Below are 23,183 nucleotides of genomic sequence, written 5' to 3'. Positions count from 1 at the left end.
GGGCAGTCGTGGGTCGTCATCACGCAAAAACCTCCCGAGTACGGGGCGGACCGCGGTCAGTCGTCGCCGGCGGCGGCGCCGCGGTCGGCGACGTACTCGAAGCCGTCGCCGTCCGCCATCGCGACGCCGGAGTCGCCCGCGTCGCCGGTGCCGACGGTGGGCTCGTCGGCCGTCCCGAGATCATCGTCGGCCGTCCCGATCTCTGCATCGTCGCCGTCCCAGACGGCGTCCCCGCCGTCCGCCTCCTCGGAGACGTCGAACCGAGCGGCGACCCCGCGGAGTTCCTCGACACGGGCGGAGAGCGCCTCGGCGGACTCGCTCACCTCGGAGACGGCGGCCGTCTGCTCCTCCGCCGACGCGGCGGCGCTGTCGACATCGGCGCTGGTGCCCTCACCGATCTCCGCCACCTCCTCGGCCATCGTCACGACCTCCTCGGTGGTCGCCGCCTGATCGTCGGTGGCCGCGTCGATCGATTCGACGCCGTCGTTCGCGTCGTCGATCCGTTCGCCGACCGTCTCCACGGCGTCGAGCGCCTCCTCGACGACCTCGACGCCGTCGTCGACGACGTCCTGGGTCGCCGCCATGTCGTCGGCAGCCGCCGTCGACGCCTCCCGCAGCGTCTCGATCCGGGCGGCGATCTCGTCGGTCGCGTCGCTCGTCTCCTCGGCGAGCGTCTTCACCTCGTCGGCGACGACGGCGAAGCCGTCGCCCTCCTCCCCGGCCCTGGCGGCCTCGATCGACGCGTTGAGCGCGAGGAGGTTCGTCTGCTCGGCGATCCCGTCGATCAGGTCGACGACCTCGGTGATCTCGGCCATCTCGTCGGCGACCCGGTCCACCTCGTCGGCGGTCCGGTCGGTTCGATCCGCAACCGCGGTGAACGCGTCGAGGGCGTTCTCGGCGGCGTCACCCGCCTCGTCGGCGCTGTCGGCGGCTTCCGCCGAGAGCGCGGACACGTCCGCGGCGGTCGCGGCGATCTCCTCGACGGTCGCCGAGAGGCCGCTCATCTCGCCGCTGACCTCGCCCAGTCGCTCGGCCTGCTCGTCGCTGGCGCCGGCGACGTCGGTCATCGCGCGGCTGACCGAGGCGCTCGCGTCCTCGATCTGGTCGGCGCCGGCGGCGACGGCCACGGCGCGCTCGTCGGTCTCGTCGGCGAACGCGCGGACGGTGCCGACGGTGTCCTCGAGATCGTCGACCATTCGGTTGAACGCGCCGGCGATCTCCTCGAGTGCCTCGTTGTCGGCGTCCTCGTCGAGCCTGACCGTGAGGTCGCCGTCGGCACATCGCGCCATCGCGTCGCCGTACTCGTTCGCGCGGCGCTCCAGGGAGTCGGCCAGCGCCTCCGCCTCCGCTTTCGCGTCGGCGGCCCGTTCGCGTTCGGTTCGCGCCTGGTCGATCCGGTCGTTCAGGTCGTCGCGCATGTCGCCGAATGAACCGTACAGCGTGCCGATCTCGTCGATCCGCGCCGTCGAGACGGACACGTCGAGATCGCCCGATCCCAGCGCTCTGGCGCGGTCGCTGAGGTCGTCGAGCGCGTCGCCGGTCGGCTTGGCGATGAGCACGCCCGCGACCACGAACCCGACGAGAGCGGTGGCGACAAGCAGGAGGATGTTCCGTCGGACGCCGTCGGCGACCGCGTACGCGCCGTCGGCCGGGACGTGCACGGCCATCACCCACGACGTAGCCGGGACGCGGGCGTACGAGACGACGAGGTCGCGGTTCAGCGCGTCCTCGACCGCCGCGTCCTCGGTGACGACCTCGTTGCCGTCGAGCGCGTACTGGAACGATTCGCCGGTGGCGCCGAGGTACGACTGGCTGATCGCGTCCGGGTCGTCCGCCATCACCACGATGCCGTTTCGGTCGACGACGCGGACGAATCCGCCCTCGACGGGCGTGGAGAACCCCTCACCGATGGCCCCGGTGTCGGCGACGAGCACCACGGCGCGGTCGGGGGCGGAGGGCACCGCGCTGACGAACCCGATCATCGGCCCGTCGTTCGTCCGATACACCGACGACGTGGCCGTCCGGTCGGCGGACGCGGGGGTCACCGCCGGCGTCCACGCCAGCGACGCCTCCGCGAGCGACGCGCCCTCGAGCTCCGAGTCGCTGGACGCGAGTACGGTCTCCTCGTCCGTGTCGACGTAGTGGATCGAGTGCACGTCGTTCGGGAGGGCGCGAAGCTCCGTGGTGAACACCGGCCGGAGCTTCGCGGAGTTCCCCTCGCGAACGTCCTGATACTCGGAGATCATCCGCACGGCCGTGCTCCGCTGGCTCATCCACTCGGAGAGCCCGTCGGCCTCCGACGCCGTCACCGTCGTCAGGTCGTTCCTGACGTTCTCCTGAAGGTCCGCGGTCGTCGAGGAGACGGCGTATGCGCCGACTCCCCCCGTCGCGAGGATCAACACGAACAGCACCGTCGCGAACTTGCGAACGATCCCGCGACGTATCACGTCCGGAACCAGCCGGGCACCGACCGAACGCTCGGAACGATCCGTCATCTCATTTCGACCTTCTCGATCCCACGGTTAACAGTAGCCCCGCAGGTATCACGGCGGAGAATCGGTCGCAGTGGCGGTCGGCATGGACGTCAAGCCGTCGGCGCCATCACCACCCCGCCGGCGTCACCGTCAAGCCGCCGAGCGCCGTACAGAGGGGCGAGTGATCGTAGTCGTCACCGACGATTTCGCCCTGTATCACGCCGCGGTCGCCGAGCTCCGCGAGCGCGGCGCGACGTTCACCACCCGCGAGCCCGACGCCGACCTCCCCGAGCACGCGGCGGTCGTCATCTCGGCGCCACACGACGGCCTCAGCTTCCGCGAGGAGCCTGTCGAGCACGTCACCACGACCGCCGACCGCGTCCGCGACGGCGTCGAGGAGGCGCTCGGCGGGCTCCGCGGGGGCGACGGTCGGACCGTCGTCGGCGTCGACCCGGGCGAGCGGCCGGGTATCGCGGTGCTGTCGGGCGAGACCGTGATCGCCGCGTACCACGTCCCGCTGGGCGACGCCGTCGACACCGTGATCGCGGAGATCGACGACGAGCCGGACGCGCTGGTGCGCGTGGGCGACGGGGACCGCCTCCGGAGCGCGCGGATCGTGAACGAACTAGAGGGCGTCTCCGTCGAACTCGTCGACGAGTCGGGGACGACGCCGACGCTCGGCCGCGGCGCCGGCGGGAAGGGAATGGCCGACGTGCTCGCCGCGGTCAACATCGCCCGCATGGAAGGGGACCCCGTCGAGACGCGCGCGGTCGAGCCGACGGCGGGGGAGATCCAACGGATCAAAAACGAGTCGCGTGACCGTTCTGCGGGCGATCTCACCGTGAGCGAGGAGTTGGCTCGCGAGGTCGCCCTCGGCGAGTTGACGATCGCGGAGGCCATCGCCGAACAGCGCGACGGCTGACCGTCGCCGAACAGTGCGACGCCCGACTGGCGCCGAACAGCGCGACGCCCGACCGCCGACAGGTGGAAGTGGACCGGATTACTCCCGACCGACGAACACGGTCTTCACTCGCGCGCCACACGTCGGGCAGCACAGCGTCTGCCACGCCTCGGGGTCGAGATCGCCCATCGTCTCGGTTCGCGTCGCCTCCGACAGCCGAAACGCGGTCCCGCAGTCGTCGCACGTGTAGCGGCTCCCGTCGCTCATCACTCCGCGATGTCGTCCGCCGAGCGAGCCTCCATCCCGGCCGTCGCGTCGTCTTCCAGCCGGTCACGGACGACCACCTCCGCGCGCCGGAGCGCCTCGCGCACCGGGACGCCGGCCTCGCGTGCGGCCGCCGCCGCGTCGTCGTACTCGGCGCTCACGTCGTACACGTCGCCGTCGGCGTTGCTGGCGATCTTCACCGGGATCTCGTGGGTGGCGCCGTCCCCACCGAGCTGAAGTTCGGCCGTCTCGAAGCGCCGGTCGGCGATCCATCGGTGGCTCGCCCCGCCCTCGCGGACGCCGAGCGTCCCGGTCTCCTCGGCGAGGCGGCGGGCGACGCGGTCGGCGTCCTCGGGCTTGCAGATCACCTTCACGAGGTGGCCGGGGCGCGACTTCTTCATCGTCGCCGGAAGGACCGACACGTCGCGGGCGCCCGCCTCGGCGAGCAGTTCCTGGAGGCCGCCGAGCAGCTCCGGCGCCGCGTCGTCGAGGTTCGTCTCCAGCACGGCCACGTCGTCGCGGACGAGTCCGCCGCGCTCGGCCTCGCCGACGACCGCCCGGAGCACGTTCGGCCGGTCGGGGAACGTCCACCCGCCGGCGCCGTACCCCGACGCCTCGATCCGCAGCGACGGGAGCCGCTCGACGCCCTCCGCGTAGTGCGCGAGGATCGCCGCGCCCGTCGGCGTGAGCAACTCGGTGTCGACCGGGCCGCCGCGCAGTGACCAGTCGGCCCGCTCTGCGATCTCGACGACGGCCGGCACCGGAACCGGGTAGACGCCGTGGCTGAAGTCGACCTCGCCGTCGCCCGTCGAAAGCGGCGTCGTCACGACGCGGTCGGCGTCGAGGTCGTCGAACAGCAGGCACGCGCCGACCACGTCGGCGATGGCGTCGTCGGCGCCCACCTCGTGGAAGTGGGTACCTTCCAGATCCGTGCCGTGGACCGACGACTCCGCCTCGCCGAGGATCTCGAACGTCGCGAGCGCGTCGGTCCGGACCGACTCCGGGAGGTCCATCCCCTCGACGACCTCGACGACCTCGGCGTACGTGCGCTGGGGGCCCTTCCCCTCCGCGTTGTGATCGTGGTCGTGACTGTGACCGTTGTCATCTCCGTCGTGGGCGTGGCTGTGGCCGTTGTCGTCGCTGTCGTGACTGTGGTCGTGCTGATCGTGGCTGTGGTCGTGATCGTGACCGTCGCCATCGTCGTGATCGTGGTCACTGCCGAGGTGTCGGACCCGGGCGCGGGTGCTCGCGATGCCGTTTCGCTCGGTCGGTTCGAACTCGTAGCGGACCGGCAGGGCGTCTTCCACGGGCGCGAGTACGTCGGGGTCGGCCCCGGCGGCGACGAGCGCGCCGAGGATCATGTCTCCGGCGGCGCCCATCCGGCCGTCGAACGCGATCGTTTGCATGGTCGACCGATCGCCCCGCGGCGTGAAGTCGCTACCGCCACGGCGCCCTGACGGGCCCGACGATCACGCACTCGGCCCGTCGACCGCTCCCCCGAATCGGTCGCTGTCGGCGGTGGTGTTTTCAGGCCGGGACCCGTGTTTTGCGGTAGATTAGCACGTCCTGCGTCCCCGACGTCGGCCCGGAATTCCCACGTTCCGGCGCCACGGCACGCAACGGAGGGCTTAACAGCCGTCCGGACGGACGTACTTGGAACGAACACCAGTCAATCCATCATGAATGAAGTCCAACTCGAAGTCGCGAAGGCGTACCCGAACGACTCCGGCCGGGGGATCGCCCGCCTCGACCCGGACACCCTGCTGCACCTAAAGCTCTCTCCGGGCGACATCATCGAGATCGAGGGGGCCGAGACCACCGCCGCGAAGGTGTGGCGCGCCGACCGGCAGGACTGGAACACGGACACCGTCCGCATCGACGGGTTCACGCGCCAGAACGCCGACGTCGGTATCGGCGAGCGCGTCACGATCCGGAAGGCCGAGGCGAAGAAGGCCGAGAAGTTGACGCTCGCGCCGCCCGAGGAGGCGTCGGTACAGTTCGGCTCCGACGCCGCCGGGATGGTGAAACGTCAGATCCTCAAGCGCCCGGTCGTCGAGCGCGACATCGTCCCGGTGATGTCGAGCACGAACCACCCGTTCATGCGCTCGCCGGGGCAGGCGATCCCGCTCATCGCCGTCGACACCGAGCCCGAGGGCGTCTGTCTCATCACCGAGGACACCGAGGTCGAACTCCGGGAGGAACCGATCTCCGGGTTCGAGAAGACCGGCGGCGGGATCACCTACGAGGACATCGGCGGCCTCCAACAGGAGATCCAGCGCGTCCGTGAGATGGTCGAGCTGCCGATGAAACACCCCCAGATCTTCAAGAAACTGGGGATCGAGCCCCCGCAGGGCGTCCTCCTGCACGGTCCGCCCGGCACCGGGAAGACGCTGCTGGCGAAGGCCGTCGCCAACGAGACCTCCGCGAGCTTCTTCTCCATCGCCGGCCCCGAGATCATCTCGAAATACTACGGGGAGTCCGAGCAACAGCTCCGGGAGATATTCGAGGACGCGAAAGACGAGTCACCCTCGATCATCTTCATCGACGAGTTGGACTCCATCGCGCCCAAGCGCGAGGACGTGACCGGCGAAGTCGAGCGCCGCGTCGTCGCCCAGCTCCTCACGATGATGGACGGGCTGGAGACACGCGGACAGGTGATCGTCATCGCCGCGACGAACCGCGTCGACAGCGTCGATCCGGCCCTCCGGCGCCCCGGTCGCTTCGACCGCGAGATCGAGATCGGCGTCCCCGACGAGGTCGGCCGCAAGGAGATCCTCCAGATCCACACCCGCGGCATGCCGCTGTCGGACGACGTTGGCCTCGACCGCCTGGCCGACGAGACCCACGGGTTCGTCGGCGCCGACATCGAGAGCCTCACGAAGGAGGCCGCGATGAAGGCGCTGCGGCGCTACCTCCCGGAGATCGAACTCGACGAGGAGGACATCCCGCCGAGTCTCATCGACCGGATGATCGTCAAGCGCGACGACTTCCAGGGCGCGCTTTCCGAAGTGGAACCCTCGGCGATGCGGGAGGTGCTCGTCGAACTCCCGAAGGTCACGTGGGAGGACGTCGGCGGCCTCGACGAGGCCCAACAACAGGTGAAAGAGGCGGTCGAGTGGCCGCTGCGGACGCCCGAGAAGTTCGAGCGGATGGGGGTCGAAGCCCCGAAGGGGGTGCTCTTGTACGGCCCGCCCGGAACCGGGAAGACGCTGATGGCGAAGGCCGTCGCCAACGAGACGAACGCGAACTTCATCTCGGTGCGGGGGCCGCAGCTGCTCTCGAAGTGGGTCGGCGAGTCCGAGAAGGCGATCCGCCAGACGTTCCGGAAGGCCCGACAGGTGGCCCCGACGATCATCTTCTTCGACGAGCTCGACTCGCTGGCCCCCAGCAGGGGCCAGGATATGGGGAACAACGTCTCCGAGCGCGTCGTCAATCAGCTCCTGACCGAACTCGACGGCCTCGAGGAGATGGAGAACGTGATGGTGATCGGCGCGACGAACCGACCGGACATGATCGACCCGGCGCTCATCCGCTCGGGGCGGTTCGACCGGCTCGTGATGATCGGCCAGCCCGACGAGGAGGGCCGCGAGCAGATCCTCAAGATCCATACCGACGACACGCCGCTGAGCGCCGACGTGAGCCTGCGCGAACTCGCCGAACGTACCGACGGCTACGTCGGATCCGATCTGGAGTCGATCGGCCGCGAGGCCGCTATCCAGGCGCTGCGCGAGGACGACGACGCCGAGGAGGTCAACATGCGCCACTTCGAGCAGGCGATGGAGACGGTCCGGCCGACCATCTCCGATGAGATCATGAGCTACTACGCCGACATCGAAGAGCAGTTCAAGGGCGGCGGTACCGACAGCCTCCGCTCGGACCGCAGCGGACGGGTTGGCTTCCAATAGAACCTCTCTTCTGATGGGGGGTTCCTCAGTCGCCTCCCGCGACTTGCGGGAACCCCCGATGAAACCCCGTTCATGTCGTCAAAACGCGAAGTGTTCTGACTACAAACCAGACGCCGGAGGTGTCTGATGATGCTAAAACTTCCGCTCGTTCGCCAGCCTACCGACTGGCTCACTCGCGGTCCAATCGCTGGTGCGAACCGCAACCACAGCTTCTTACTCGAATTCTGATCCGGTACCCGTTTGGTTTGAACTCTATTTCGGTGGGTGACGAGTGAAATAGCCGCTCAGTGGATGTGCGAACGTATCGCCGCAGATGCCACCAGAGATCGGGAAGATCCACAGAGCCGTGCTGAATGCCCAGAACGGACGGGGTAGGTTCACCGATCCGCGGTCTCGCTGTTCACATCGCTGAGTTCTATGCGGGTCTCCCACGGGACTCCGTAGAAACTCTGCCCTACTGTCGTTCGAAGCGGCTATAAGCATCCTTCTACTGGGGCTACCAAGTAGAACAATGAACGATAACGTGGCGAGCGAGATAGACATGTTCATTCGAATGGCCCGGGAGTTCCCGATTCGGACCGGCCTTTTAACGTTCAGTCTTCCGGTGTTCGCGCTCCTGCAGTTGCTCAACGGGGTTCTGCACGGGGGGTCGCTGTTATTCATCGGGGCCTTCGTGGCGCTAGCGATCGCTTGCTCGGTACTACTGGCCCAGTACCAACTCGCGGTCTACCGGCAACAACGGCTCTCCCGACAGTGGCTCTAGCGAGTACTGCCAAATATCGCGAGAAAGGGAGCCGTTTTTAGGCGTTTGTCCGGCGAGTGTCCTCCTGGTGGTCCCGGGCCTGGTATGCGCTGTAGGCGCCGAGGCCCACCGCAAGCAACCCGACGGCGATGTCGTTGTAGAACCCAAGCTCATTGGCCGTCTCGGTGAGTCCGGTGTCGGCACCCAGCACGAACGGTGCCGCAATCAACCAAAGCCCGGCTGCGACGGCGATCAGGGAAACCGCGGTATTCGCGAACCGCTCGTCCGCTCGCCGCGAGTAGTTGTACCCCCCGACGCCGACCAGGAGTGCACCGATTAGAATGTCGTTCCAGAACTGGGCTGCGGTGAGCTCTAATAGGAGAGCCTGTACGATCATCCAGGCTCCCAGAAGTGCGATCAGCGCCGAGAGCCATTTGCCACGTTCACTCGGATTCGCTCCGTGGTCAGCGCGTTCATCGTGACCGTGGTCAGCGCGTTCATCGTGACGGTCCGTGTCCATGTCCATTTCGTTGCTTCGCCTGTCATCGGAATTCGCTCTGTTGTTACTCATGATTCTCTGCATGGATAGGTGGGCCTTCACGCGTAAAGTTAGAAAGTCACACAAAGTCACACCAAATAGATCGTGATGGACTACTAGTGGGCATCCGTCGGTATCGACGAAACAAGTCGTCTCTATTCAGTAGTTGTATTCTGATAGACCAGGATCTCCGTAAAACTTCGAGCACCTGTACTACCCATTTCTCGGTTATTCGGGATCGGTACCGTTGTTCAGCGGACTCGTTCCGGTGTCACTCACTTCCTCAAAAAATAGTTTTGAGTGAATACTGGGCGATCACTTCCGCTTGTAGCGTGTCCTGACGGGTATCATCGGGGGTTCCCGAAGGCGGCCGAGGAACTCCTCGACGGAAAAGAGGTTCAGTAGATGAGCTCGTCGTCGTTCTCGACCATGTACAGCGTCCGAGCGGCGATGTTGACCGCGTGGTCGCCGACGCGCTCGAGGTCACGGATCGTGAGCAGGAGCCGAGAGACGTCCGTCATCATGTCGTCGATGTCCTCCTCGGTGACACCCTCACGTTCGAGGAGTTCCCGCATGACTGCGGCGCTCGCGTCCTCGCACAGTTGGTCGACGTCGTCGTCGTCCGTGGCGACACCGTAGCACGCCTCCGAGTCCTCCTCGGCGTAGGCGGTCATCGCGTCGTCGAGCATCTCCAAGGTCGCCTCGCCGATGCGCTGGACGTCCACGTCGGGGAACACGTCGCGCTCGGCCTGGAGGCTGTACTCGCCGAGGTTGGTCGCGAGGTCGCCGATACGCTCGAGGTCGGTGATGATCTTGAACGTCGCCGCGATGAATCGCAGGTCGCCCGCGACCGGCTGCTGGAGCGCAAGGAGGTCGACACAGTCCTGCTCCAGTTCGAGATACAGCTGGTTCACCTCGGCGTCCTCGTCGATGACCCGGTGAGCGAGTTCCTCGTCCTTCGTAGCGAGGGCGTCCATCCCCATGCGCAGGCGCTCGGCGACGATCTCGCTCATGTAGAGCACGTCCTCGCGGAGCTCCTCGAGGCGTTCCTGATACTGTTTCCGTGCCATACTCACGATCCCTCCGCGCAGGTCGTAAGGGTTTGTGTTCGTGGGCTGGTTCGTGTACAGAGCTCACCCCAACGCTCCTGAGCGGTTCCGAGCGGTCCCGAGCACAGTCCCTGCCATCCGGGTCCGTTCGCCCCGTCGCCGCCGACGTTATGCCGGTGTCGCCCCTACGACCGCCGTGTTCCGTCGGTCGTTCCTGCTCGCGGGTGCCGCGGCGCTTGCCGGCTGTTCGTCTCCGGGGAGCGATGCCGGCGGCCGGACGGTCAACCCCGCGTTGCGGGCGACGCCGACAGCTTCATCGACGCCGTCGCCCGAGCCGACCGCCTACGGCGTCGGCGACGCCGATGCGCTCGACCGTCCCCGCTCGGTGGTCGTCTCGAACCGGCTCGTCAGATCCGAGTGGGTCACGCTCCGGGTCAACGAGGGCGAAACTGACGTGCTCGCCCGGACGGTCCGCGTTCCCCCGGTCGGCCGAACCGTCCTCGCCGACGTGCTGGGTGTCGCGCGTCCGTACACCGTGTCGGTTCGGACCGCCGACAACCGCCGGCGGACGGTCGACTGGGCGCCCGGGCCCGGCGGCGACGACCTGGGTATCGACCTCGACGGCGGCGTGAGCGTCCGCGATATCTACCCGCGGTCGGCGACGCAGTCGTTCGTCGAGGGGTCGACCGGTGGGCTCGTCGCGTCCGCAAGCGGGACCGCTGCCGCCCTGCTCGTCGTCGATGCGCCGGACGACGGCGGACGTCTCCGGATAACCGCCTCCGACGGCGACGGCGCCGCAGGCGTGGACCTCCGTGTGCCACCCGGGTCGCGCGTCCCGCTCCCGTTGTCGGTTCCGCGGGGGCGGATAGCCGTCTCCGTCGAGACCGACGCGGGCGACGACCGCCGCGGGTGGCGCCCGCCCGAGGACGGCCCGCTGTACTGTCTGATCGGAGAGCCACCGCGGCTGGTGTGTGATCTCCTGATCCGTGACGTGCTCGTCGAGAACGTGACCGACGCCGACGCCGTCGTTGACGTTACTGTCCACGCCGACGGGGAGCGAGTGCTCGACCGGACCGTCTACCCGGCCGCGAACGCGACTGTTCGGGTACAGACGGCCGTCCCGCCCGCTGGGGCGTTCACCGTCACGGCGACCCGCGGCGACGGGGGAGAAACGGTCCGGCGGTCGTTCGTGCGCTGCCCCGCTCGCGGGTCGCTCGTCGTCCGCCTCGGGAACGACGGCGGCATCGAGGTCGGATCGCGAGCCGTCGATAGCGCTCGCTGAACGGCGTGACGGTCGGAGAACTGTGTGAGCGGAGGCGGAGAACGGACGACAGAGAACGGACACCGAACCGCAACCGGCCGGAGAGCCGAACCGGGCGGCGTTACCCGAACTTGCCGGTGATGTAGTCCTCGACGCGCTGGGACTCCGGGTTCTCGAAGATCTTGTCGGTGTCGTCGAACTCGACCAGTTCGCCGCCGGTGAGAAACACCGCGGTCTTGTCGGAGATGCGGGCCGCCTGCTGCATGTTGTGGGTGACGATGACGACCGTGTACTCCTCGGCGAGATCGTCGATGAGGTCCTCGATCTTCGAGGTCGCGACGGGGTCCAGCGCCGAGGCGGGCTCGTCCATCAGGATGACTTCCGGGTCGGGCGCGATGGCCCGTGCGATGCAGAGGCGCTGCTGTTGTCCGCCCGAGAGATCGAGTCCGGACTCGTCGAGTTGGTCCTTCACCTCGTCCCACAGGGCGGCGCGCTTGAGCGACTCCTCGACGATCTCGTCGTAGTCGCCGTCGGCGCCCTGGATCTCCAGGCCGTACGCGACGTTGTCGTAGATGGACTTGGGGAACGGGTTCGGTTTCTGGAACACCATCCCGACGCGGCGACGGAGCGCGACCGGGTCCACGTCGGCGTCGTAGACGTTCTTCCCGCGGAGGAAGAGCTCGCCCTCGACGCGGGCGGCGTCGATCATGTCGTTCATCCGGTTGATACACCGGAGGAACGTCGACTTGCCGCAGCCCGAGGGCCCGATCATCGCGGTGACGCGCTTCTCCGGGATCTCCATGGAGATGTCGTTGAGCGCGCGGTCGTCGTTGTAGTAGACGCTCACGTTTCGCGCCTCGACGAGCGTCTCCGCCTCTCGCCCGTGGTCGTTGGCGCTCACGCTTTCGCTGACGTCCGTCTGGATCGACATCTCCGTCGACGGATCGCTTGTGGTCGTTTCGCCGCCGTCGGGCTCCATTCTATCGTCGGCCGGTCCGTGTCCGTCAGTCATGATTATGGATTACTGCTCACTCTGATACTTGTTTCGCAGGACGATCGCGATCGAGTTCATCGCCAGCAGGACGCTCACGAGCACCACGACGCCCGCGGGGACGGCCTTGGTGTAGAAGTCCTCGCTGGCGAACAGGCTCGACCACGCGAACACCTGCAGCGGCATGGCGCTCACCTTCGAGGTGAAGCCGGTCGGCAGCGAGAACAGAACGCTCGGCGCCCCGATCATGATGAGCGGGGCGGTCTCGCCGATCGCTCGGCCGAGCGCGAGGATGGTCCCGGTGAGGATCCCGGGGAACGCCCGCGGGAGCACGACCCGCCGGACGGTCTGCCACTTCGTCGCGCCCATCCCGTAGGAGGCCTCTCGCATCTCGGAGGGGACGCTCCGGATCGCCTCCCGCGAGGAGATGATGACGATCGGGAGGATGAGCAGCGCCAGCGTCGCGCCGCCGATGAGGACGGTCCCCGTCGAGCGCCCGAGATACGTGACGAACACGCCCAGCCCGAGCAGCCCGTACACGACGGAAGGAACTCCGGCGAGGTTGGAGATATTCACGTCGATGAACCGGGTGAAGCGGTTGTCCGGGGCGTACTCCTCCAGATACACCGCAGCGCCGACGCCGAGCGGGAACGAGAGGAGCGCGACCGTCCCCATCAGGAGGATCGAGCCGGCGATCGCGGGGTACAGTCCGGCGTCGACGGCGTTTCGGCTGTGTGAACTCGTGAGGAACTGCCAGTCGACCCACGACTGCGGCCCGGCGAACCCGAGCGCGCCGACGGCGACCTCGCCGACGAGGGCGCCGCCGATGACGACGGCGGGTACGAGCAGGCCGACCCGCTCGCTGGGACGCGAGACAGCGCCGCCGGCGGCGTACGCGACCGTCGGCACAAAGGCCACTGACGCGAGCACCACCGCAGGAACGGGCGTGACACCCACCGCGGGGCCGAGTGCGCCCGCGCCGGCGATCGCGATGAGGGCCGCGGCGCCGGCGACCGCGCCGGCGCGTCGGTCACGGAGCCGGGCGGCGTAGACGCCGACGATCCCGGCGACGACGAGGCCGAGGGTGACCGTGAGCGACATCCAGTCCAGCGGGATCGTCGGGATCGACTGGATCAGCGTGGGGACCCCAGGCACGACGGTGGGAACCCCGGCGACCGTTCCGACGGGACCGGGGAGGCCGAACAGTGAGACGTAGAACGCGAGCGTCGTCGCGCCCACCCGCGTGAGAAACGGGATCTCTCGTGCCCGCCGTTGGAGCGCGAGCACGAGCGCGAACGGGAGCGCCAGCGCGATCGCGTACGCGAGGAAGACGAACGGCGAGAGGATGTCGACGAAGATCATCCCGACGCCGCCGGCGAACATGAGCGTCACGACGGTCATGCCGACCGTCATCGCGCCGAACCGGAGGGCGTCGACATTGCGTCGGTAGAGGAACGCGCCGACCCCGAGCGTCGGGAGTACGAGCGTGAGGAGGAACGTGAGGTGCCAGCCGGGGTCGGCGGTCAGCGGCTGGATGGCGTCGTTGGCGACGTACACGAGGAGCGCGCCGAGCACGACGAGCCCGAACAGCGTCGCCGCCAGCAGGACGTACTTGAAAACGGTCCCGACGGTCTTGTTTACCGTTCCGAAACTCTCGATGTCACCGGTATGTGTGTCGGTCGCCATCTCAGTACTCCTCGCGGTACCGCTGTGCGATCAGGTCGCTGATGATGTTCATGACGAGGGTGATGACGAACAGCGTCAGCCCGATGGCGAAGAGGCTCCGGTACGCGAGCCCCCCGCCGGTGATGTCTCCGAGCAGGAGTTGGACCATCGCCGCGGTCATCGGGAGCGCGCCCTCCTGATACGCCGTCGGGTCGATGGGATTGAGGAACTTCGCCTGCGAGCCCGCGGCGACGGTGACGGCCATCGTCTCGCCGATGGCTCGCGAGAGCGCGAGGATGAACGACGAGAAGATGCCCGACAGCGCCGCCGGGACGACGATGCCGGTCGACACGTCGAACTTGGTCGCGCCCATCCCGTAGCCCGCCTGTCGCAGTTCGTCGGGCACCGCCGACATCGCGTCCTCGCTGATCGACGCGACCATCGGGATGATCATGATGCCGACCACGATGCTCGCCGAGAGGAGGTTGAACGTCCCGGTCTCAGGGAGCACCGTCTTGATCGCGGGCGTGATGTAGATGAGCGCGAAGAAGCCGTAGACGACCGTCGGGATGCCGGCGAGCACCTCCAGCGCCGGCTTCAGGAACGCGCGGTGGCGCTCGGCGGCGTACTCGCTGAGGTAGATGGCCGTCGCGACTCCCAGCGGAAGCGCGATGACGGCCGAGCCGATGGTGATCATCAGCGTCGCGGACACGAGCGCGAGCACGCCGAACTCCCGATTTCCGATCTGCCAGGTCGTCCCGGTGAGGAAGTCGACGATCGAGGCGGTCGGTCCCTCGATGCCCATCAGCGGCGCGGTGATCGAGAAGAACTTGGCCGCCTCGGTGACGAGGAGGACGACGATGCTCACCGTGGTGACGATCGAGAGCACCGCACAGAGGAAGAAGAACGACCGCGTCAGGAGTTCTTCGGGAGAGTTCTGCGTGTCCCGGGTGAGGTCGTCCACGATGTCGTCGGTGCTCATTCAGGTTGTGGGTCGTGTGGGGGGATGAAAAATTTCTCCGTTCGTGCGTCCGTCGCGCGGGTGACAGGAGTTACGCGTTGGCTTCCTCGATGGCGGTCTCCAGTTTGTCCAGCTGTTCGGCCTGCTGGTCGTCGTCGAGCGGGACGTAGCCGACGTCGTTGGCGACGACCTCCTCGTTAGTCGTGTTCTCTACGAAGTAGCGGGCGAACTCCGCGATGTGGTCCTCGGCGAGCGAGGACTTCGCGGGGTAGGTGAACAGCGGACGCGCCAGCGGGGTGTACTCGCCGGACTTCGCCGTCTCCAGCGACGGCTCGACGGGGCCGTCGCCGTCGTCGATGGCGACCGCCTTCACCGAGTCCATGTTCTGGCTGTAGTAGGCGAATCCGAGGTAGCCCACGGCGAACTCCGAGCCCTGAACGCCCTGCATGATGGTGCGGTCCTGCTCGGTGGCGGAGTAGTCCTGGCGGTGGCCCGGGCCCTCCTCGCCGATGATCGACTCGATGAAGTAGTCGTACGTCCCCGAGGCGTCGGAGGGACCGTACAGCTCGATCTCCTCGTCGGGCCAGTCGGAGTTGACCTCGCTCCACGTCTCGGGCTGGGCCTCCGCGGACCACAGCGTCCGAAGCTCCTCGACGGTCATCGAGTCGAGGAAGTCGGCGTCGTTGTTGACGATGACCGTCAGGGCGTCCGTCGCGACCGTCAGCTCGACGGGCTCGACGCCGTTGTCGGCGCACGCCTCCTCCTCGTCGGGCTGGATCGGCCGGGAGGCGTTGTTGAAGTCCGTCTCGCCGGGACAGAAGAAGTTCGCGAACCCGCCGCCCGAGCCCGTCGACTGGACGTTGATGTTGACCTCGGAGTGCTCCTTCTGGAACATCTCCCCGAAGGCGGTCGCCAGCGGGAATACAGTCGAGGAGCCCGCGATGTCGATGTCGCCCGAGAGCTGGTCCGAGTCGCCGCCGGAGCCGCCCGAGTCGCCGCCGGAGCCGCCCGAATCTCCGCCGGAGCCGCCCGAGTCGGGGTTGCTCGTACAGCCGGCCAGACCGAGGACGCCGGCCGTTCCCGCAGCAGTCACGAAGGCACGCCGCGTCGCGGATTCGGATTGATCCGTCATCACCTGATCGAAGTCGGGAGATACGTAAGTACCCTACTATGAGAAATATATAGATATACTGTGGGAACGTGTGATCGGGATTCGCTGTTCGTCGTTCGGCCGGATTCAGCACTTAGAAGCCCCCATACCGCTATTAACGCCACCATTCGTAGGTTCCGATCTACCGAGACAGTCATATAATTGTTATCTACCCCAAATATCATGATCCTCTTGGCGATAGTTGAAGCTAGATATATAGATCATCGGTGGATTTAACAGCGGTTCGACCCGATCAGTCGAGGATGGTAGAGACACGGAAGGTGCAGGTGACGGGCGGGTCGACGTACACCGTCTCCATTCCGAAGGAGTGGGCGACGGACAACGGCGTCAGCGCGGGCACAGAAGTGGAGTTCTACCCCGAGGGCGACTCCCTGTTTCTCACCCCGGTAAGCGAGGAGGAACGGACGGAGGGAACCCTCGACATCGGTGAGCTGGAGGGCGACCAGCTCACGCGCGCGGTAATGACGATGTACGTCTCCGGGTTCGACATCATCGCCCTGGAGGCGCCCCGGATCACCAACGACCAGCGACGCACCATCCGCGACTCCGTCCAGAGCCTCGTCGGCCTGGAGGTACTGGAGGAGACGCGCGACCGCGTCGTCATCCGCGATCTGCTCGACTCCTCGGAGCTGTCGATCCACAACGCGGTGACGCGGATGCGGCTCATCGCCGTCTCCATGCTGGAGGACGCGGTGGACGCGCTCACCACCGGCGACGAGGACATGGCGCTGGACGTGATCCAGCGCGACGACGACGTGGACCGCCTGTACATGGTCGTCTCGCGCATCTTCCGGTCGACGCTGCGGACCCCGAAGGCCGCCGAGGACATCGGCCTCTCGCGGGAGGTGTGCTTCGACTACCACTCCAGCGCGCGCCAGCTCGAACGGGTCGCCGACCACGCGACGAAGATCGCCCACCTCACCCTGGAGCTGCTGGGGAGCGAGGCGGCCGACGCCGTGGGCGGCGAGGTCCCGACCCCGGAGAACGGCGTCGACGAGGTGCTCCCGGCGGAGTTCAACGAGGCGCTGCAGGCGCTCGATGAGGACGCCCGCGAAGTGGTCGACCGCGCGATGACGGCGCTGTTCGCCGACGACAGCGCCGAGGCAACCGAGTTGGCGAACGAGGCCCGCGGCGCCGTCCTCGGCGTCGACCAGCGCGCCCGCGAGATCGACGAGCTACTCAGGGAACTCGACCCCGCCCGGGCGCAACTGCTCGGGCTCATCGTCGACTCGGTGTCCCGCTCTGCCGACTACGGCGGCAACATCGCCGAGACCGCCCTCCAGAAGGCCGCACCGACGCCGTAGGACCCGTCCGACGGCGACGGCGTGTTCGTCGTACCCGACGGACCGCGTTTTCGTTCTCGACCCCGATCGATCAGTGCTCGTAGCCGGCGAGCGCGTCGAACACGTCGTTGCCGTCGGCGACCGCCTCGCGCAGCCGCCGCACGCCGGGCTTGTCGACGCGTGCGGGGTTCGCGTGGACCCGGACCGGCTCGGTCCCCAGCGAGACGAACCCCGTTTCGAGCCGTTCGGCCGTCGCTCGAAGTCCCAGCCCCGCGTCCGCGTCGCCCGCGAGCACGCGCCGCGCGGGCGACTCGTGGGCCCGCACCGCGCGGTCGAAGCCGTCGATCGCCTCGGTGACCTCCCGGCGGGTCGTCCCGCGCTCGTCGGCCAGATCGGCCAGCGCGTTCGCGAGCGTCGTCCGCAGGCCCGCGTTCGAGTCCCGGTTCACGAATCGGAGATCCCGGTCGACCAGATCCGCCAGACCCGTCACCTCCTCCGGGTTGTCGGCGGGCACGATCAGTCCCCACTCGCGGGTCCACTCGCCGATCATCTCGGCCGGGACCGGCTCGTCGTCGGCGGTGGGGTCCGGCGCGGCGACCGGGTCGCGGCCGGGCTCGCCGGCGACGACGGCGGCGTCGGGGACGCCGTCGCGGAGGCGACGCAGCCCCTCCCGCGAGCCGAGCGCGAGGTGCCGCGGGCGGTCGACGCGGTCGAGCAGCCGGGAGAGCGCGGGGTCGTCCTCGCCGACGGCGAACAGCGTCGGCGCGCGCACGTCCGGCGAGAACAACTGCACCTCGACGGACTCGCCCGCCGCGAGGTACTCGGTGTCCGGGTCGACGACGACGACGCCGTCTGCCTCGACGAGGCTCGTCGTCGCGCCCGAGCCCTTGTCGACGGGGTACACGAGCGTCTCGCCGTCGCCGTCGTGAACCAGTCCGGCCGGCATGAGCCGCATCCGTCCCTCCGAGTAGCGTTCCTCGACGGCCATCCGGCCGGTCACGGTGGCGGTCCGCGGCTCCGGCTTCCCGGCCGCCTCGCGCACCGCGGGCGCGACGAACGTCCGGAAGATGGTCAACGCCGAAACGGGGTATCCCGGGAGGCCGACGTAGGCGGACTCACCCACCCGACCCACGAGCATCGGTTTGCCGGGCTTGACCGAGACGCCGTGGAGGAGAAGGTCGCCGCGCTCCTCGATCACCCGGTAGATCACGTCGACCGCGGAGGCCGAGGTGGAGCCCGACGAGAGCACGAGGTCGCACTCCTCGCTGGCCTCGACGAGCAGGCGTTCCATCTCGTCGTAGTCGTCGCCGGCGTGGGGGTAGAGGACCGCCTCGCCGCCGGCCTCCTCGACGCCGGCGGCGATCGTGTAGCTGTTCACGTCGTAGATCTGCCCGCGCTCGCTGTGCAGGTCGCCGCCGGGGCGAACGAGTTCGTCGCCGGTGGAGACGATCCCGACCGTCGGCGTTCCGCGCACGGGCACCTCGTCGACACCCAGCGCCGACAGCAAGCCGATCTCGCGGGGCGTGATCTCCGTGCCGGGACCCAGCGCCCGGCCGCCGGCGGCGATGTCCGCGCCCGCGAACATCACGTGGTCGCCGGGGGCCACGGACGTTCGGATCTCGATGGCGTCCGCGTCGCCGTCGTCGCCGCGTTCGCCCTCGACCTCGCTGGTCCGCTCGACCATCACCACGGCGTCGGCGCCGTCGGGCATCACGGCGCCCGTGGAGATCTCCGCGCAGGTGCCCGGCTCGACGGTCACGTCGGGCTCAGCGCCGGCGTGGACGGCGCCGACCAGCTCCAGCGTCGCGGGGTCGACCTCGTCGGCGCCGAAGGTGTCGCGCGCTCGGACCGCGTAGCCGTCCATCGACGCCCGGTCGAACCCCGGCACGTCCAACTCGGCGTCGATCCGCTCGGCGAGTACCCGGCCGCGCGCCTCGCGAAGCGGTACGGTCTCGGGCTCCGGCGCCAAGTCCAGCGACGCGATGGCCTCGTGGGCCTCCTGGGGCTCCGCGAGGTCGCGGAACTCGCGTCGGTCGCTCATTCGTTCACCTCCCACAGCTCCACGTCGACCGGCTCGCCGGCGTCGAGTCCCTCTCGGGATTCGGGGACGACGACCCAGCCGTCCGCAAGCGCGACCGACGAGAGCATCCCCGAGCCGGACGCGCGCGTCGGCGTCGCCTCGATGGCGGGGTCGTCGCCGCCCGTGTCGCCGTCGGCCCTGTCGTCGTCGTCAGTCGGGTCCAGTTTCACCCGCGCGAACGTCCGCACGCCGGGCTCTGAGGACACCTTCCGCGTCAGCGTCGCCCGGCGCGTCGGGTGCGGGTCGTGCGGGAGCGAGCCGATCTCGCGGATCGCGGGCCGGAGGAACTGAACGGCGTTGACGATGCACGCGACCGGGTAGCCCGGCAGCATGATAACCGGCGTCTCCTCGACGACCCCGAGCGCGACGGGATGGCCCGGCTTGAGGGCGACGCCGTGGACCAGCACCTCGCCGATCTCGTCGATCACCTCGGGGATCAGGTCACGCTCGCCTACCGACGACCCGCCGGTCGTGACGACCACGTCGTGATCGAGGTCGCGCTCGACCGCCTCGCGGAGGGCGTCCTCGTCGTCGGTGACGACCTCGCGGTAGGTAGCGTCGCCGCCCCAGCGCTCGGCGAGCCGGGAGACGGTGAGCCCGTTCGTTTCGATCACCTCGCCGGGGTCGGGATCGGCCTGCACCAGTTCCTCGCCGGTCGGGATCACCGAGACACGGGGGCGCTCGGCGACCTCGACCTCGTCGATGCCGACGGACTTCAGGAGGCCGAGATCCGACGGTCGGAGGCGGTGGGGCGGCTCGTACAGCGTCTGCCCCTCGGCGACGTCCTCCCCGGTCGGGCCGACGTTCTCGCCCTCGGCGACGGCGTCGAACACCTCGACCTCGTCGCCGACCTCGGTGACCTGCTCGATCTTGACCACCGCGTCCGCGCCCGTCGGCAGTTCGCTTCCCGTGTGGACCCGGACCGCCCCCTCGGAGCCGGCCTCTCCCTCCTCGGCGAACAGCACGGACGGCGAGCGCGCGGAGGCGCCGAACGTGTCCGCCGCGCGGACGGCCCACCCGTCCATCGCGGCGCGGTCGTACCCCGGTACCGGCGTCGGCGCCGTCGTCGCGTCGGCGACGGCTCGCCCGTCGGCGGCCGTCAGCGGCACCGTCTCCGTCCGGCCGTGCGGGGCGGCGGCCGCGAGGAGGCGCTCGCGCGCGTCGGCGACTCGGGTCCGGTCCTTGAAGCCGGCGCGTGTGCGGTCGTGGCTCATACCCGACCCTTGCGGGTCCGGAGTAAAAAGGCCGCCAGTCGTCGAGGTGGATGTCAGGCGCGTAACCGCATCAGGTGTCCCGATCGGAGCCCGACCGCCCGTCACGAGGTACCAGCCGCCGGAGGCGACTGCCGACCGCTCGGACCGCCGCCATCGGACGGATCGCCGGCGCCGCGTCCTCGTGTAGATCCGGCGGCACCGGCGCCTCAACGGACACCACGGCGGCGTCCGGTTCGACCCGCACCGGAACCCCGGTTGCGCCCATCGCCGCGGCCGCGGGATCGATCGCGTCTGTTCCGTCCGTGTCCTCGATCCCCTCTCCCATACGCGGGTGAACCGGCCGCGCGTACAAAAAACGCGCGGGAGAGACTCACACGCACAGGCTCCGCCGCCACCGCGGCATTTTTCGACGCGCCGCTCGTTACCCCGTCCATGTCGAAGCTACGCGAGGCGCTCCAGGATCTCCCCGAGCCGGTGTTCGCCGACCTGTTGGAGAGTGACGACTCGTACCTCCTCGTGATCGATCTGCCCGGTGCGAGCGCGGAAACCACCGATATCAGCCTTGAACGCGGCCGACTACACGTCGAGGCCCGCCGGGAGAAGGCGCCCGATCGCGAGTACAGCTACGTCGAGGAGGACCGCCCGCTGTTCCTCGACGCCGAGATCCCGCTGCCGCCGGATGCGACCCACGAGGGGAGCGAGGCGGAGATGGAGCGAGGGGTACTCTCGGTTCGGCTCCCCAAGCGATCCGCCGCTCCCGAACACGAGATCACCGTCACGGACGCGGACGCGTAACCCGGGTGGTGACGCTGGTATCACTGCGCGCGTACCGACGGTTCCCCCTCGTCATCTATCGGTTCCTGCCGCTGATCTGGGCGCTCCTTCGCGACCGGAAGCGGTTCATCGTCGTGGGCGGGTCCCGCAAGGTGACCCGTGAGATGCGGCTTCGGCGGGCGGAGGTGCTACTCGATACGCTGCTCACCCTCGGGCCGACGTTCATCAAGCTCGGGCAGATCCTCTCGACCCGTCCGGACGTGCTCCCGGCGGCGTACATCGAAGTGCTGTCCTCGCTCCAAGACGACGTGCCGCCGGCGCCGTGGGCGGAGTCACGGCTCGTCATCGAGGACGAACTCGGCCCCGTCGAGGAGGTGTTCGACGAGTTCGACACCGAGCCCATTTCGGGCGCCAGCCTCGGGCAGGTGTACGTCGGCACCTACGACGGACAGGAGGTCGCGGTGAAGGTCCGCCGACCCGGGATCGAGGAACTGGTCGAGGCCGACCTCCGGATCATCAAGTGGTCGGTGCCGCTGCTCACGCGGTTCGTCGGCCAGGGACAGGCGTTCTCGCTGGACAACCTCGCCGAGGAGTTCGACAAGACGATCCATCAGGAGATGGACTACTCGCGCGAGCAGCGCGTGCTTCGGGAGATCCGGGCGAACTTCGAGGACAGCGACCGGGTCGTGATCCCCGAGCCCGTCGCCGCAGCGTCGGGGCCGCGCGTGCTCACGATGGAGTACCTGCCCGGTACGAAGATCTCCGACACCGCCGCGCTCGACGCGATGGGGATCGACCGCACCGAGCTGGCGACGACGCTCCAGCGCGCCTACCTCCAGATGATCGCCGAGGACGGCGTCTTCCATGCGGACCCCCACCCGGGCAACCTATCGGTCACCCCGGAGGGACAGATCATCTTCTACGACTTCGGGATGTCAGGTCGCGTCGACCCGTTCATTCAAGAGAAGATCATCGACTTCTACATCGCCGTCGCGAACCAGAACATCAACGCGATCCTCGACGCGCTCGTCGAGATGGGAACGTTGTCGCCGGAGGCGGACCGACAGGTGATGGCCGACGTGATGGAGTTGGCCATCGCGGACGTGCGCGGCGAGGACATCGAACAGTACCGCGTCCAGCAGGTGATCGAGCAGGTGGAGTCGACGATCTACGACTTCCCGCTGCGGCTGCCCCAGAACATGGCGCTCGTGCTCCGGGTGGCGACGGTCGTCGAGGGCGTCTGCGTCACCCTCGACCCGGACTTCGACTTCATCGAGGTCGCGACCGACTACCTCTCGGAGGAGGGGTATCTGGAGGACACGGCCCGCCGGCTCGCGGGCGAGGCGGCGACGCAGACGCGCGACACCGCGCGCGCGCTGTTCACGGTCCCGCCGAAGTTCGACGACGTGCTCGACACCGTCCAGCGCGACGACCTCGCGGTCAACGTCACCCTGGAGGACGGCAACCACGTCCTCGATCGGCTTGCCCAGCGGATCGCCTACTCCGTGCTCACCGCGGTCGGCGGGCTCTCGGCGGCGATCATCTACTCGTTCGGGTCGAGCACGCTCGACGTGTACCTCTCGATCGGGATCGTCGTGGCCACGCTGCCGATGGTGTTCTTCCTGTACCGCTCGTTCACGAAGGAGAAGGGCGGGATCAAGGCCCAGCCGCAGTTCACCCGACAGAGCATGCGGGAGCGCCAGTCCGCGGAGGGCGGTGACGACGGATCGGGCGACAGCGGCGCGATGATGCCCGGCGCGGTGAATCAGGCCGGCGGCGAGGACGCCGGCGCCGATACGGCGGGGGAGAGCCATCGAGGCGACGCCGCCCGCGACCGCCGCGACTGGGACGACGACGGCGGCGTCGCGATCGGCGTCGACGACGAACGGACGGAGTAGTCGCCTCGCTCG

At 68.3% G+C, this 23,183-nt stretch carries 18 protein-coding genes and 1 pseudogene; 7 read left to right on the top strand and 12 right to left on the bottom strand.

What is annotated here, in order from left to right:
* Window positions 1-56: 56 nt before the first annotated feature.
* The gene (locus ABJD39_RS10270) at window positions 57-2,495 is read right to left on the bottom strand and encodes a methyl-accepting chemotaxis protein (protein WP_348607988.1); all 2,439 of its coding nucleotides are present in this window, start codon (window positions 2,493-2,495) and stop codon (window positions 57-59) included.
* Between the two features lie 160 nt (window positions 2,496-2,655).
* Here ABJD39_RS10270 and ABJD39_RS10265 point away from each other — a divergent pair, with 160 nt between their 5' ends.
* Entirely contained in the window at window positions 2,656-3,396 is a 741-nt protein-coding gene (locus ABJD39_RS10265; RefSeq protein ID WP_348607985.1) for a hypothetical protein, read from the top strand.
* Window positions 3,397-3,474: 78 nt separating this feature from the next.
* Here the strand turns inward: ABJD39_RS10265 and ABJD39_RS10260 are convergent, their stop codons facing one another.
* Window positions 3,475-3,642 carry a hypothetical protein gene (locus tag ABJD39_RS10260; protein WP_348607982.1) on the bottom strand — a complete coding sequence of 56 codons (168 nt, stop codon included), beginning with the start codon at window positions 3,640-3,642 and terminating at the stop codon, window positions 3,475-3,477.
* Window positions 3,642-5,045 (bottom strand): nickel pincer cofactor biosynthesis protein LarC, encoded by a 1,404-nt coding sequence (gene larC / locus ABJD39_RS10255; protein ID WP_348607979.1) that lies wholly within the window; start codon window positions 5,043-5,045, stop codon window positions 3,642-3,644. The genes ABJD39_RS10260 and larC overlap by 1 nt, the downstream gene beginning before the upstream one ends.
* A gap of 273 nt (window positions 5,046-5,318) precedes the next feature.
* On the opposite strand from larC, the gene ABJD39_RS10250 reads away from it, so the two are divergent.
* Together ABJD39_RS10250 and ABJD39_RS10245 are read left to right on the top strand one after the other, a co-directional pair.
* The gene (locus ABJD39_RS10250) at window positions 5,319-7,544 is read left to right on the top strand and encodes a CDC48 family AAA ATPase (protein WP_348607976.1); all 2,226 of its coding nucleotides are present in this window, start codon (window positions 5,319-5,321) and stop codon (window positions 7,542-7,544) included.
* A gap of 511 nt (window positions 7,545-8,055) precedes the next feature.
* A complete protein-coding gene (locus tag ABJD39_RS10245; protein WP_348607973.1) occupies window positions 8,056-8,307 on the top strand; it encodes a hypothetical protein in 252 nt (83 codons plus the stop codon).
* Window positions 8,308-8,344: 37 nt separating this feature from the next.
* Here the strand turns inward: ABJD39_RS10245 and ABJD39_RS10240 are convergent, their stop codons facing one another.
* Window positions 8,345-8,812 carry an SPW repeat domain-containing protein gene (locus ABJD39_RS10240; RefSeq protein WP_348607970.1) on the bottom strand — a complete coding sequence of 156 codons (468 nt, stop codon included), beginning with the start codon at window positions 8,810-8,812 and terminating at the stop codon, window positions 8,345-8,347.
* Between the two features lie 410 nt (window positions 8,813-9,222).
* The gene (gene phoU, locus ABJD39_RS10235; protein WP_348607968.1) at window positions 9,223-9,894 is read right to left on the bottom strand and encodes a phosphate signaling complex protein PhoU; all 672 of its coding nucleotides are present in this window, start codon (window positions 9,892-9,894) and stop codon (window positions 9,223-9,225) included.
* Between the two features lie 175 nt (window positions 9,895-10,069).
* Between phoU and ABJD39_RS10230 the strand changes: the two genes are divergently transcribed.
* On the top strand, window positions 10,070-11,155 hold the full coding sequence (locus tag ABJD39_RS10230; protein ID WP_348607966.1) for a hypothetical protein: 1,086 nt from the start codon (window positions 10,070-10,072) through the stop codon (window positions 11,153-11,155).
* 100 nt (window positions 11,156-11,255) lie between these two features.
* Here ABJD39_RS10230 and pstB read toward each other — a convergent pair whose 3' ends face one another.
* From pstB to ABJD39_RS10210, 4 genes are all read right to left on the bottom strand, one after another.
* Complete coding sequence (gene pstB, locus ABJD39_RS10225; protein ID WP_431357845.1) at window positions 11,256-12,146, bottom strand: phosphate ABC transporter ATP-binding protein PstB; 891 nt, start codon at window positions 12,144-12,146, stop codon at window positions 11,256-11,258.
* Window positions 12,147-12,155: 9 nt separating this feature from the next.
* The gene (gene pstA, locus ABJD39_RS10220) at window positions 12,156-13,811 is read right to left on the bottom strand and encodes a phosphate ABC transporter permease PstA (RefSeq protein ID WP_348607963.1); all 1,656 of its coding nucleotides are present in this window, start codon (window positions 13,809-13,811) and stop codon (window positions 12,156-12,158) included.
* Between the two features lies 1 nt (window position 13,812).
* Complete coding sequence (gene pstC, locus ABJD39_RS10215; protein WP_348607960.1) at window positions 13,813-14,772, bottom strand: phosphate ABC transporter permease subunit PstC; 960 nt, start codon at window positions 14,770-14,772, stop codon at window positions 13,813-13,815.
* A 70-nt stretch (window positions 14,773-14,842) separates the two neighbouring features.
* Window positions 14,843-15,883 (bottom strand): PstS family phosphate ABC transporter substrate-binding protein, encoded by a 1,041-nt coding sequence (locus ABJD39_RS10210; RefSeq protein WP_348607957.1) that lies wholly within the window; start codon window positions 15,881-15,883, stop codon window positions 14,843-14,845.
* Window positions 15,884-16,164: 281 nt separating this feature from the next.
* On the opposite strand from ABJD39_RS10210, the gene ABJD39_RS10205 reads away from it, so the two are divergent.
* On the top strand, window positions 16,165-17,226 hold the full coding sequence (locus ABJD39_RS10205; protein WP_348607956.1) for a PhoU domain-containing protein: 1,062 nt from the start codon (window positions 16,165-16,167) through the stop codon (window positions 17,224-17,226).
* A 70-nt stretch (window positions 17,227-17,296) separates the two neighbouring features.
* Here ABJD39_RS10205 and ABJD39_RS10200 read toward each other — a convergent pair whose 3' ends face one another.
* From ABJD39_RS10200 to ABJD39_RS10190, 3 genes are all read right to left on the bottom strand, one after another.
* A complete protein-coding gene (locus ABJD39_RS10200; RefSeq protein WP_348607955.1) occupies window positions 17,297-19,246 on the bottom strand; it encodes a molybdopterin biosynthesis protein in 1,950 nt (649 codons plus the stop codon).
* A complete protein-coding gene (locus tag ABJD39_RS10195; RefSeq protein WP_348607952.1) occupies window positions 19,243-20,499 on the bottom strand; it encodes a molybdopterin molybdotransferase MoeA in 1,257 nt (418 codons plus the stop codon). Before ABJD39_RS10195 ends, ABJD39_RS10200 begins: the two co-directional genes overlap by 4 nt.
* Window positions 20,500-20,569: 70 nt before the next feature.
* Window positions 20,570-20,824: a hypothetical protein gene (locus tag ABJD39_RS10190; RefSeq protein WP_348607949.1), complete on the bottom strand. Its 255-nt coding sequence runs from the start codon at window positions 20,822-20,824 to the stop codon at window positions 20,570-20,572.
* Window positions 20,825-20,931: 107 nt separating this feature from the next.
* Here ABJD39_RS10190 and ABJD39_RS10185 point away from each other — a divergent pair, with 107 nt between their 5' ends.
* Window positions 20,932-21,294, top strand: coding sequence for an Hsp20/alpha crystallin family protein (locus ABJD39_RS10185; RefSeq protein WP_348607946.1), 363 nt, complete (start codon window positions 20,932-20,934; stop codon window positions 21,292-21,294).
* Window positions 21,295-21,299: 5 nt separating this feature from the next.
* Window positions 21,300-22,976: pseudogene (locus ABJD39_RS10180) on the top strand (ABC1 kinase family protein); the annotation flags it as partial.
* Window positions 22,977-23,183 lie beyond the last annotated feature (207 nt).

This window comes from Halobaculum rarum, from assembly GCF_040025155.1.
GTDB lineage: Archaea > Halobacteriota > Halobacteria > Halobacteriales > Haloferacaceae > Halobaculum > Halobaculum rarum.
The sequence above is the reverse complement of the archived record's forward strand: the minus strand, read 5'-3'. Positions and strand labels throughout refer to the sequence as shown.

Excerpts from the sequence above, each read along its gene's own strand:
- ABJD39_RS10270 (WP_348607988.1), bottom strand. The coding sequence starts at position 2,495 with ATGACGGATCGTTCCGAGCGTTCGGTCGGTGCCCGGCTGGTTCCGGAC.
- ABJD39_RS10260 (WP_348607982.1), bottom strand. The coding sequence starts at position 3,642 with ATGAGCGACGGGAGCCGCTACACGTGCGACGACTGCGGGACCGCGTTT.
- larC (WP_348607979.1), bottom strand. The coding sequence starts at position 5,045 with ATGCAAACGATCGCGTTCGACGGCCGGATGGGCGCCGCCGGAGACATG.
- ABJD39_RS10250 (WP_348607976.1), top strand. The coding sequence starts at position 5,319 with ATGAATGAAGTCCAACTCGAAGTCGCGAAGGCGTACCCGAACGACTCC.
- ABJD39_RS10245 (WP_348607973.1), top strand. The coding sequence starts at position 8,056 with ATGAACGATAACGTGGCGAGCGAGATAGACATGTTCATTCGAATGGCC.
- ABJD39_RS10240 (WP_348607970.1), bottom strand. The coding sequence starts at position 8,812 with ATGGACATGGACACGGACCGTCACGATGAACGCGCTGACCACGGTCAC.
- phoU (WP_348607968.1), bottom strand. The coding sequence starts at position 9,894 with ATGGCACGGAAACAGTATCAGGAACGCCTCGAGGAGCTCCGCGAGGAC.
- pstB (WP_431357845.1), bottom strand. The coding sequence starts at position 12,146 with ATGACTGACGGACACGGACCGGCCGACGATAGAATGGAGCCCGACGGC.
- pstA (WP_348607963.1), bottom strand. The coding sequence starts at position 13,811 with ATGGCGACCGACACACATACCGGTGACATCGAGAGTTTCGGAACGGTA.
- pstC (WP_348607960.1), bottom strand. The coding sequence starts at position 14,772 with ATGAGCACCGACGACATCGTGGACGACCTCACCCGGGACACGCAGAAC.
- ABJD39_RS10210 (WP_348607957.1), bottom strand. The coding sequence starts at position 15,883 with ATGACGGATCAATCCGAATCCGCGACGCGGCGTGCCTTCGTGACTGCT.
- ABJD39_RS10205 (WP_348607956.1), top strand. The coding sequence starts at position 16,165 with ATGGTAGAGACACGGAAGGTGCAGGTGACGGGCGGGTCGACGTACACC.
- ABJD39_RS10200 (WP_348607955.1), bottom strand. The coding sequence starts at position 19,246 with ATGAGCGACCGACGCGAGTTCCGCGACCTCGCGGAGCCCCAGGAGGCC.
- ABJD39_RS10195 (WP_348607952.1), bottom strand. The coding sequence starts at position 20,499 with ATGAGCCACGACCGCACACGCGCCGGCTTCAAGGACCGGACCCGAGTC.
- ABJD39_RS10190 (WP_348607949.1), bottom strand. The coding sequence starts at position 20,824 with ATGGGAGAGGGGATCGAGGACACGGACGGAACAGACGCGATCGATCCC.
- ABJD39_RS10185 (WP_348607946.1), top strand. The coding sequence starts at position 20,932 with ATGTCGAAGCTACGCGAGGCGCTCCAGGATCTCCCCGAGCCGGTGTTC.